An 11,055-nucleotide genomic window follows, 5' to 3' on the forward strand; every position below is an offset into this window, starting at 1 on the left:
GTGAAGGGCGGTCACGGTTGGGGTCCAGCCTAACGCCACGCCCGGGGGCCCACCATGTATTGCGTGCCGGTGGGCCCCCGCCGCGTGGCGTGTCCGCGCAGGGCAGAACCCTACTCGGCGTGCTCCTGAGCGATCGTCAGCAGGGTGCGGACGCCGAAGCCCGTCCCCTCCTTGGGCGTGTAGCCCCACGGCTGGGACTCGTTGAAGGACGGCCCGGCGATGTCGATGTGGGCCCAGGGGATCCGGCGCCCGCGGTGCTCCGGGACGAACTCCCGCAGGAACAACCCGGCCACGAGCATCCCGCCGTGCTTGTCCCCGATGTTCTTCAGGTCCGCGACGAACGAGTCGAGCGAGGGCCGCAGGTGCTCCGGCAGGGGCATGGGCCAGGCCGGTTCCCCGGCGCGGGTGGCGGCCCGCACGGCGAGGTCGCGGGCGTCGTCGTCGCCCATCACGCCGGCGGTGCGGACACCGAGGGCGGCCATCTGCGCGCCGGTCAGGGTGGCGATGTCCACGATGGCGTCAGGGTGCTCCTGCCCGGCGGCCCACAGGCCGTCGGCGAGGACGAGACGGCCCTCGGCGTCCGTGTTCAGCACCTCGACGGTGTGCCCGCTGTGCATGGTGAGGACGTCGCCGGGGCGGGTTGCGGAGCCCGAGGGCATGTTCTCGGCGAGGCACAGCCAGCCGGTCACGGCCACGGGGAGCTCCAGCGCGGCCGCGGCGAGGACGGTGCTCAGCACGGCGGCCGCGCCGGCCATGTCCGACTTCATCGTCATCATCGAGGCCGGGGGCTTCAGGGAGAGGCCGCCGGAGTCGAACGTGATGCCCTTGCCCACGAGCGCCACGTGCTTCTTGGCGCGGGACGGGGCCCAGCGCACCTTCACCAGGCGCGGTCCGTTGACTGATCCGGCACCCACGCCGAGCAGGCCGCCGTAGTTGCCACGGGCGAGCTCCTTCTCCGCGAGGACCTCCACCGAGACCTTCGTGCCCTTCGCGGCGGTGCGGGCCACGTCCGCCACGAACTCGGGGGTCGCGGTGTCAGGGGAGAGGTCCACGAGCGTGCGGGCCAGGCGCACGGCACGCGCCACGTGCGCGGCGCGCTGGAGCGCGGGCCCGGCGTCCTTGCCGAGGTTCTTGGGAACCGCCACGGCGGCCGAGGCCAGGGGCGCGTCGTCGTCCGAGAGGGTGCGGGACTTCTGCGCGGTGTAGCGGAACGCGCCGAGGGCGACACCCTCGGCAACGGCCTGGGCGTCGTCGGCGTCGGTCACGGGCAGCGCGACGGTCGCGGACGCGGCCCGCCCCTGCAGGGCACGGGTGGCGGCACCGGCGGCGCGGCGCAGGTTCTCGCGGCGCTCGTCCCCCTCACCCCGGCCGAGTCCCACGAACAGGACGTCGCCCGCGCGGACGTCGTCGGGCGCGGGCACCACGACGACGCTCTCGAGCCTGCCGCGCGCACCGGCGCGCTCGGCGAGCTCGTTCAGGCGACGGCGCACGCCGCCCTTGACATCGCCCGGAACCGCGACGGCGCCGTCGTGGGAGACGCCGAGGACCAGCGCGTCCGCGGGGGTGCCCCCCAGGGGCTTGGTGGTGACGGTGAGCTGCACCTCGTGGGTGGCGAGGATCTCCTGCGGTGTGGTCACTGTGGCGTCCTTTCACGGATGTCCTGGGAACGGGCCCGGCGGCAGGGGTGCTGCGCCGGTCCCGGGCGCGCGGTGCGCCCACGTGTGACCGATCCTAACGACCCGCCGCGACGCGCACAGGGGAATAGGCGGTGCCCGGGGCCGCGTTGCACCAGCAGACGCCGCGTCCGGCCCCGCTTCCCGGGGCGAGCGGCACACGAGCCCCCAAGGAGGAGAAGTGCTGGATCCCACGGCCCTGTACCTGGGCAATCCCGCGTTGCTGAGCGACGAGCGGCTGCGGGGCCTGCCCCTGATCGTCGCGCTGTCCGGGTACGTGGAGGCGGGTCACCTTGCCGGTCAGATCGAGGCCGTCATCCTCGACTCCATGCCCAGCGAGACCGTGGTCCGCTTCGACCTGGACCAGCTCTACGACTACCGCTCCCGGCGGCCCCGCGTGACGTTCGCGGAGGACCACTTCGAGGACTGGGAGGCCCCGGAACTGAACCTTCACGTGGTCACGGACGGGCTGGACCGCCACTTCCTGCTGCTCACCGGCCCCGAGCCGGACACCCAGTGGGAGCGCTTCGCGGCCGCCGTGGTGGGACTCGCGCAGCGGCTGCGCGTGAGCCTGGTGGCGCTGGTGAGCGGGATCCCCATGCCGGTTCCCCACACGCGTCCCGTGCTGGTCTCCGCGCACGGGCCCCGCGCTGACCTGCTGCCCCGCACGGACGGCAGCAAACCGACCTTCGAGATCAGCGCGTCCGCGTCCCACCTGCTCGAGCTGCGGCTGCAGGAGGGCGGGATCGACCACGTGGGGCTGTCCGTGCACGTGCCGCAGTACCTCGCGGAGTCCTACCTCCCGCAGGCGGCGGTGGCGGCCCTGGAGTATCTCAGCGCCGTCACCGGTCGCACGCTGCCCACGGACGAGCTGCGCGAGGCGTCCCGGGACGTGATCCGCCAGATCGACGAGCAGGCCGGCTCCTCGCCGGAGGTGCAGGCCGTGATCGAGAACATGGAACGGCGATACGATGACGTGGTGGACGCGTCCGCCCGCCGCTCGATCCTCGCCGGGCCCGACGACGCCGACCTCCCCGACGCCGACGACCTCGGTGCCGCCGCAGAGGCGTTCCTGGCCGCTCGCAGCGACCCGGAGGACCACCAGCAGTAGAGGACCCGTGGCCCACGTGCGCGGGTCGCCGTGAACCAGCCCGTGGAGGCCCTCCCGCATGTCGGACGCAGCAACACCCCCACCGTCCAGGTACAAGGACTCGACCACCGCGTGGTTGATCCTGGCGGTGGGGGTGTTCGCGTACTTCTCCGCCGTGGCGCAGCGCACGAGCTTCGGCGTGGCCACCGTGGAGGCGGCTGACCGGTTCCAGACGGCGGCCTCCGGGCTGTCGATGTTCTCCATGATGCAGGTGCTGGTCTACGCCGTGCTGCAGGTGCCCGTGGGTGTGCTCGTTGACCGCTACGGTCCGCGCATCCTGATCACCATTGGTGCTGTGTCGATGGCTGCGGGCCAGCTGCAGCTCGCGGCGGCACAGTCCGTGGCCGGCGGCGTGGTGGGGCGCATCCTGGTGGGCGCCGGCGACGCCGCCACGTTCGTGTGCGTCATGCGGCTGCTTCCCGTGTGGTTCTCCGCGCTGAAGGTGCCGATGCTCACCCAGGTGGTGGGCATGACCGGCAACCTGGGGCAGCTCTTCTCCGTCATCCCGTTCGCCGTGCTGCTGCACGCCACCGGGTGGGTGCCGTCCTTCGTGACGATGGCGGGCATGTGCGTGCTCGCGGCGGTGCTCTCCGGTCTCGTGCTGCGCAACAACCCGCCGGGGGTGCGGGTCCTCAACGACAGCATCTCCTTCGCCTCGGTCCGTGCCTCCATGAGCCAGTCCCTGCGCGAGCCGGGCACCCAGCTAGGGTTCTGGGTGCACTTCACCGTGCAGTTCGCGGGCAACACGTTCGCCCTGATGTGGGCCTACCCGTACCTGCAGAACGCCCAGGGGCTCGATCCCACGCAGGCGTCGTTCGTGATGACGGTCTACGTGGTCTTCAACGTGGTCGTGGCACCTATCGTGGGCAAGCTCAGCGCACGGTTCGCCCGACGCCGCTCCCGCCTGGTGCTCCTCTTCTGCCTGGTGGCGTGGTCCGGGTGGGCGATCCTGCTGCTGTGGCCGGGGCAGGCACCCCTGGCCGTGGTGTACGTGTGCGTGTGCATGATCGCGCTGTCCCTGCCGGCCTCGATGATGGCCTTCGACATCGTGCGCGCCTTCAACCCCCCGCACCGCGGCGGCACGGCCACCGGCCTCGCCAACGTGGGCGGCTTCGCGGCGTCCTTGCTCGCCATCTACGTGACGGGTCTGGTGCTCGACCTCCTGCACGGCGCAGGGCTCTCACCCAGCCTGTACGACGGCGAGGCGTTCCGTCCCGCGATCGCGGCCCAGGGCCTCGTCGCCCTCGTGGGCACCGTGGCGATCCTGCGCTGCACCCACAAGGTGCGCCGGGCGCACGGCCCCGACGCGGTCTGAGCCGACCGCGAGCCGCACGGTGGGCGGCCTGCACAGGTGACGGTGCGACGCGTCGTCGTCCCCGCCCGTCCCGAGGCAACGGCGGCGCGCTCCTCCCCGGGCTGCGGTGCGCCGAGGCTGGTCCCATGACTCTGACCCACGAGGACCACGGACCCGTCCTCCGCATCCAACACCCCGAGGACCTTTTGGCCCTGATCCCGCACGAGCTGGGGCACCGGCCCCGCGACGAGTGCGTCCTGGCCGTGACCGGCGGGGACACCGGTTTCCTCCTGCTGGCCATGGCACAGCCTCCGGCCGGGGCCCCACCGGAGGTGGTGGGCGGTGAACTGGCCGAGGCCCTCGAGCACGTGCCTGGCGTCTCGGACGTGATCGTGGTCGTCTACCGGGAGTCCGTGCCGGAGTGCCCTGTGAATGAGCTCGCCGCGCTCACGGTGCAGTGGGAGCAGATCGTCCGCACGGTGGGGGTGGAGCTGCTCACCGTGCTCCTGGTGACGCCGCAGTTCTGGTGGGACCCGGCCCAGCCGGACGTGGCCCGTACCAGCACGCTGGTCGAGGAGAGCCCGGTCAACGCGCAGCTCATCGCGCTGGGCAGCGCCCTGGAGCCGCCGGCACCGGGGGACGATCCCCGGTGGCAGAAGGCCCTGCGGGAGAAGGCGAGGGAGCTCGATGGGCCCGGGTCCGTTACAACTCCGGAGGTGGAGACCCGCGGTCAGGAGCCCCGGAGTGCGACCACCGGGGGTGAGCCCCGCCCGGGAGCAGATGCGGCACCTCGTGGTTGCCGGTCCGCTGGCACACCACGCTCCAGCGGCACGCCGGGACCCGGAGCTGCGCTGCCGTGCGGGCCGACGGCGCTCGCCGTCTGGGAACGCACGCTGCAGCGCGTGCAACGGCGCCGGCGGGACTGGGTGACGGCGGTGCTCGAGACGCCCGCCGCAGACCTCCGGGGCATGCTCGACGGCCTGCGGGACGAGGCCACGCGCACATGCCTTTTCTACGCGTGGCTGTGCGGGGAGCGTGCGCGTGCGGAGTCCGCGTGGCTTGCCCTGGCTCCCGCCCTCGCACGGGTTCACGGGGGACCCGAGGGGCCGGAGCCCGCGGGGGACGCCGTCGAGGAGGCCCTGCGGTGCGTCGTGGCCGTGGCCGGTGAGTGGGACGGCCCGCCGCACTGGGAGAGTGTCGAGACCGCGTACCGCATCCTCCAGGTGCTCGACGCCGTGACCCACGCCCGGGCGGACCAGCACCGCGACCGGGCGGACCATGACTGCCCCCGGTCGGAGCAGGGCCACTCCCGGGCGGCGCTGGACCGACCCCGGGTGGACCGTGCCGGCTTCCGTCCACTCGAGGACCCGTTGGGGTCGGAGCACCTGCTGTCCGCGGAGACGGCGGCCACCGTGGTGGCTGCTCTCGCGCAGCTGGAAGTGTTCCGGGGACGAGCGCACTCGGCCGGGCGGCTGCTCGCACGCTGCGAGGAGGAACTCCAGGAGTCCGCGGCGAGCCCTGTGGGTGCGGTCGAGGAGGTGCGGCGGCGTCTGGCCCGGCAGGCCACGCCGTGGTGGTGCACGGACCCCCGGACGGGCTGGCCGGGGCGGAGCTGGTGGGTGCGGCAGACCACCGGTTGAGTCCCGCGGCGAAAAAGATTCCCACCCCGGGAACAATCCCGGGGTGGGCGGCGTTGCCGGGTGTAGGACCCTCAGAGTCCCGGCGAGAACCGCGTGTCGCGGTGCTGGACTTGACAGGGTCATAGGTGTGTTGGCCGCTGGTGCGGCGCGCACCCTGTGTCTGTCCAACGAAAGGCTTTCCGTGTCACCAGCTGCCAGCAAGACCGCATCCGGATCACAGGCTCCCGAGGCGGGGACCGACTCGGCTGAGACCACCGCCCAGACCACCACTGCCAAGAAGGCCCCGGCCAAGAAGTCGACCGCGGCCAAGAAGACGGTGGCCCGCAAGTCCACCGCCGCCAAGCGCACCACCGCGGCGGCGAGCAGCGCGGGCAAGACCGCCGCGACCAAGACCACTGCGGCGTCGTCGTCCGCGGCCCCCGCTCAGGCCACCGACGAGTCCGCGGCACCCCGGTCCACGACGCCGGAGACTGCTGCCACCGAGACGAAGCCCGCGGCGAAGAAGACCGCCGCGCGCAAGACGGCGGCTCCGAAGAAGACGACCACGCGCAAGACCACGGCCACCAAGTCCACGGCCACCAAGACCACGGCCACCAAGAGCACCGCCACGAAGACGACGGCGACGAAAACGGCCGCCAGCAAGAGCACCGGCGCGTCGAGGACCGCCGCCTCCGCGGCGTCCGGCACGGCGAAGCCCGCCACCCGCAAGGCGGCCGCCAAGCCCGCGGCGAAGCCCGCCGGCACCGGCCGGGGCCGCAAGAAGGCCGATCCCGTGGACGAGGTCCTCGCCGAGGACGAGCTCACCACCGAGGAGCCCCAGGACGAGGACGAGGAGTCGCAGGAGTCGCAGCAGGCCTCCGTCGAGGAGTCCGCGCAGCTCATGAAGGGCCGCCAGGACCGCAGCGCCCGTGGCTTCGTGCTGACCAACAACGACGACGACGACGCCCCGGCCCAGCAGGTCGTGGTCGCCGGCGCCACCGCGGACCCCGTCAAGGACTACCTCAAGCAGATCGGCAAGGTGGCCCTGCTCAACGCGGAGCAGGAGGTGGACCTCGCGCTGCGCATCGAGGCCGGCCTCTACGCCGAGCACAAGTTCGCCGAGGAGCAGGACTCCATGGACGCGGACACCCGCCGGGCGTACCGGTGGGTCATCCACGACGGCCGCCGCGCGAAGAACCACCTGCTCGAGGCGAACCTGCGCCTCGTGGTCTCCCTGGCCAAGCGCTACACTGGTCGCGGCATGCTCTTCCTGGACCTGATCCAGGAGGGCAACCTGGGCCTGATCCGTGCGGTCGAGAAGTTCGACTACACCAAGGGCTTCAAGTTCTCCACGTACGCCACGTGGTGGATCCGTCAGGCCATCACCCGCGCCATGGCGGACCAGGCCCGCACCATCCGCATCCCCGTGCACATGGTGGAGGTCATCAACAAGCTGGCCCGCGTGCAGCGCCAGATGCTCCAGGACCTGGGACGCGAGCCCACCCCGGAGGAGCTGGCCAACGAGCTGGACATGACGCCGGAGAAGGTCGTGGAGGTACAGAAATACGGCCGTGAGCCCATCTCGCTGCACACCCCACTGGGTGAGGACGGCGACTCCGAGTTCGGCGACCTCATCGAGGACTCCGAGGCCGTGGTGCCCGCGGACGCGGTGTCCTTCACCCTTCTGCAGGAGCAGCTGCACTCCGTGCTGGACACCCTCTCCGAGCGGGAGGCCGGTGTGGTGGCCATGCGTTTCGGGCTCACGGACGGCCAGCCCAAGACCCTGGACGAGATCGGCAAGGTCTACGGGGTGACCCGCGAACGGATCCGCCAGATAGAGTCCAAGACCATGTCCAAGCTGCGCCACCCGTCCCGCTCCCAGGTGCTGCGGGACTACCTGGACTGATGACAGGGACGACCGCGGGAGCGGAGCACACGATGACCGCACGGGACACGCAGGTACAGGGGATCTTCAACCGGATCACCACCTCCTACGACCGGGTCAACTCGCTCATGACGCTTGGCCGCCACGCGGCCTGGTGCCGTGAGGTCGCCCAGCGTGCCGGCGTGGGTCCCGGGGGCCGGGTCCTGGACATCGCCACCGGCACCGGCGAGATCGCCCTGGCGCTGCGACGTCGGGAACCGCGGGCGGAGGTCGCGGGCGTGGACTTTTCGGAGAAGATGCTCGAGACGGCCCGCACCAAACCCGGTGCCGACGCCATCACGTGGGAGTTCGCGGACGCCCACAGCCTGCGCTTCGACGACGAGTCCTTCGACGCGGTGACGCACGGCTACCTGCTGCGCAACGTGAGCGACGTACCGCGCGTGCTGGCTGAGCAGGTGCGGGTGCTGCGCCCGGGCGGCCGCGTCGTCGTGCTGGAGACGGCGCCGCCCCGGGGCGCGCTGCGGTTGGCGATCTCGGCGGGCATGAGCGTGGTGCTGCCTCTGCTCGGTCAGGTGGTGGCGGGAGACCGCCGCGCCTACGACTACCTCAAGGACTCCACGCTCGGGTTCATCCAGCCCGCCCGCGTTGCGGAGCTGATGCGCGAGGCCGGTTTTGTGGACGTGGGCTACGAGAGCAAGTACCTGGGCACCAACGTGATCCTCTGGGGCCGCAAGCCCGGGTCCTGAGTTCGCGGACGACACTGCTGGACGCAGCAGAAGGGGCACACATCCATGGATGCGTGCCCCTTCTCGTCGTCCTCAAGGCCCGGTGTCACCCGGGCCGCGTGGTCTTCTCAGGCTCCGATGCGCTGGGTCTCGTCCTGCCACGATGACGCCAGGGGACGCAGCTTGTCCTCATTGACGCGGGCGTGGTGGGCGCAGAACAGCAGCTCGCCGCCCGTGGACTCGAGGACCACGCGCACGTATGCCTGGGCACCGCAGGCGTCGCAACGGTGGGTTGCGTTGAGTTCACGCGTTTCGACAGTCGCGTTCATGGGATCCTCCTCACAAGTACGGGATGCGGCCTCGCACGCCGGTGCGGCCGCGGTGCGGTCCCGGGAACACCCGGGGCCGCACGTTCCAGTACAACCCACGGGCCCGGGGATTGCTTCCCGGGATCCCGCGGTTTCGCCCACCGCGCACAAACGTCGGGGCCGCCGTCTAGAGTGAGACAGTCCCACCCCGCCCGCGCGCGGCACCCCCAGACTCCGGGAGAAGCTTTACCGTGACACCGTCTCGCTCCGAATACAACGCCCGTCACCTTTCCGTGCTGGAGGGACTGGAAGCGGTGCGCAAGCGCCCGGGCATGTACATCGGCTCCACGGACTCGCGGGGTCTCATGCACTGCCTGTGGGAAGTCATCGACAACTCCGTGGACGAGGCGTTGGCGGGCTACGGTCAGGACATCGCGGTGATCCTGCACAAGGACGGCTGCGTGGAGGTCCACGACGACGGCCGCGGCATCCCGATCGACACCGAGCCGCGCACAGGGCTGACCGGTGTGGAGGTGGTGTTCACCAAGCTGCACGCGGGCGGCAAGTTCGGCGGCGGGTCCTACTCGGCCTCCGGCGGTCTGCACGGCGTGGGCGCCTCTGTGGTCAACGCGCTCTCCTCGCGCCTGGACGTCCAGGTGGACCGCGGCGGGAAGACCTACCAGATGTCCTTCAAGCGCGGTGAGCCGGGCACGTTCGCGGACAAGGGTGCGCCGTCGCCGAACGCCCCGTTCGAGCCCTTCACCACGGACTCGCACCTGCAGGTGGTGGGCAAGGCCAAGCGCGGGGTCACGGGCACGCGCATCCGCTACTGGGCGGACGACCAGATCTTCACCCCGGACGCCAAGTTCTCCACCGAGGATCTCGTGCGCCGTGCACGCCAGACGGCGTTCCTGATCCCGGGCCTGCGCATCACCGTCACGGACGAACGCAGGCTGCCGGGCACCCCGGGCGCGGACGGTCCCGTGGAAGAGGTCTTCCAGTACGACGGTGGCATCTCCGAGTTCGCGGAGTTCCTCGCCCCGGACGCCCCCGTCACGGACGTGTGGCGGCTGCAGGGGCAGGGGACGTTCAGCGAACGGGTGCCCGTGCTGGACGGTTCCGGGCACGCGCAGCTGCAGGACGTGGAGCGCACGTGCGAGGTGGATGTGGCCCTGCGCTGGGGCGTCGGATACGACACCGCGGTCCGCTCGTTCGTGAACATCATCGCCACACCCAAGGGGGGCACGCACCTGAGCGGTTTCGAGACCGCGCTGCTGAAGACGCTGCGCAAGCAGGTGGAGGCGAACTCGCGCAAACTCAAGGCGGGCAACGACAAGCTCGAGAAGGACGACGTCCTGGCCGGGCTCACCGCGGTGCTGACGGTGCGCCTGGCAGAGCCGCAGTTCGAAGGCCAGACCAAGGAGGTCCTCGGCACTCCGGCGGTGCGCCAGATCGTGGCGAAGGTGATCGAGTCGGAATTGACGAAGCAGCTGACCTCCAAGAAGCGCGACGACAAGGCCCAGGCGAACCAGCTGCTGGAGAAGGTTGTCGCGGAGATGAAGTCCCGGATCTCCGCGCGCGTGCACAAGGAGACTCAGCGACGCAAGAACGCACTGGAGACCTCGTCCATGCCCACCAAGCTCGTGGAGTGCCGCTCCGCGGACGTGGACCGCTCAGAGCTGTTCATCGTGGAGGGGGACTCCGCACTGGGCACCGCGCGCCTCGCCCGCAACTCGAACTACCAGGCGCTGCTGCCCATCCGCGGCAAGATCCTCAACGTGCAGAAGGCCTCCATCACGGACATGCTCGCCAACGCGGAGTGCGCCGCGTTGATCCAGGTGATCGGCGCAGGCTCCGGGCGCAGCTTCGACCTCGACGCCGCCCGCTACGGCAAGGTCATCATGATGACGGACGCTGACGTGGACGGCGCCCACATCCGCACCCTGCTGCTGACCCTGTTCTACCGCTACATGCGACCGCTGGTGGAGGCGGGGCGGGTCTACGCCGCGGTTCCGCCGCTGCACCGCGTGCAGATCGTGAACCCCGGGTCCAAGGCCAACGAGATGGTCTACACGTACTCGGAGCGAGAGCTGGACACGCTGCTGGGCAGCCTCGAGGAGCAGGGGCGCCGCTACAAGGAGCCCATCCAGCGCTACAAGGGCTTGGGTGAGATGGACGCGGACCAGCTCGCGGAGACCACCATGGACATCCGGCACCGTGTGCTGCGCCGGGTGCGCGTGGCGGACGCCGAGGCCGCGGAGCACGCCTTCTCGCTGCTCATGGGCTCGCAGGTGGCCCCGCGCAAGGACTTCATCGTCGCGGGTGCCTCACACCTGAACCAGGAGCAGATCGACGCCTGATCCGGTGCGCCTTTCTGGGCGGTGGATGACGACGCGGGGCA

General features: G+C 71.0%; 8 protein-coding genes. 6 read left to right on the forward strand and 2 right to left on the reverse strand.

Annotated features, from left to right (window positions below):
• Positions 1 to 110: 110 nt before the first annotated feature.
• Entirely contained in the window at positions 111 to 1,637 is a 1,527-nt protein-coding gene (locus D8M39_RS02800; protein WP_055082672.1) for a leucyl aminopeptidase, read from the reverse strand.
• A gap of 217 nt (positions 1,638 to 1,854) precedes the next feature.
• On the opposite strand from D8M39_RS02800, the gene D8M39_RS02805 reads away from it, so the two are divergent.
• The 5 genes from D8M39_RS02805 (at position 1,855) to D8M39_RS02825 (ending at position 8,367) form a co-directional block, all read left to right on the forward strand.
• Positions 1,855 to 2,784 carry a proteasome assembly chaperone family protein gene (locus D8M39_RS02805; protein ID WP_055082674.1) on the forward strand — a complete coding sequence of 310 codons (930 nt, stop codon included), beginning with the start codon at positions 1,855 to 1,857 and terminating at the stop codon, positions 2,782 to 2,784.
• 58 nt (positions 2,785 to 2,842) lie between these two features.
• Positions 2,843 to 4,138 (forward strand): nitrate/nitrite transporter, encoded by a 1,296-nt coding sequence (locus D8M39_RS02810; RefSeq protein WP_094393787.1) that lies wholly within the window; start codon positions 2,843 to 2,845, stop codon positions 4,136 to 4,138.
• A 125-nt stretch (positions 4,139 to 4,263) separates the two neighbouring features.
• Positions 4,264 to 5,757, forward strand: a complete 1,494-nt coding sequence (locus D8M39_RS02815; RefSeq protein WP_126874340.1) for a DUF4192 family protein — start codon at positions 4,264 to 4,266, stop codon at positions 5,755 to 5,757.
• A 181-nt stretch (positions 5,758 to 5,938) separates the two neighbouring features.
• Positions 5,939 to 7,642 carry an RNA polymerase sigma factor gene (locus D8M39_RS02820; RefSeq protein ID WP_055082680.1) on the forward strand — a complete coding sequence of 568 codons (1,704 nt, stop codon included), beginning with the start codon at positions 5,939 to 5,941 and terminating at the stop codon, positions 7,640 to 7,642.
• Between the two features lie 32 nt (positions 7,643 to 7,674).
• Positions 7,675 to 8,367: a ubiquinone/menaquinone biosynthesis methyltransferase gene (locus D8M39_RS02825; RefSeq protein WP_094393791.1), complete on the forward strand. Its 693-nt coding sequence runs from the start codon at positions 7,675 to 7,677 to the stop codon at positions 8,365 to 8,367.
• Positions 8,368 to 8,474: 107 nt separating this feature from the next.
• Here D8M39_RS02825 and D8M39_RS02830 read toward each other — a convergent pair whose 3' ends face one another.
• The gene (locus D8M39_RS02830; protein ID WP_094393794.1) at positions 8,475 to 8,675 is read right to left on the reverse strand and encodes a hypothetical protein; all 201 of its coding nucleotides are present in this window, start codon (positions 8,673 to 8,675) and stop codon (positions 8,475 to 8,477) included.
• Positions 8,676 to 8,905: 230 nt separating this feature from the next.
• Between D8M39_RS02830 and D8M39_RS02835 the strand changes: the two genes are divergently transcribed.
• Positions 8,906 to 11,014, forward strand: coding sequence for a type IIA DNA topoisomerase subunit B (locus D8M39_RS02835; RefSeq protein WP_126874341.1), 2,109 nt, complete (start codon positions 8,906 to 8,908; stop codon positions 11,012 to 11,014).
• Positions 11,015 to 11,055 lie beyond the last annotated feature (41 nt).

Origin of the sequence: Kocuria sp. HSID17590 (assembly GCF_003989485.1) — a bacterium.
Lineage (GTDB): Bacteria > Actinomycetota > Actinomycetes > Actinomycetales > Micrococcaceae > Kocuria > Kocuria salsicia.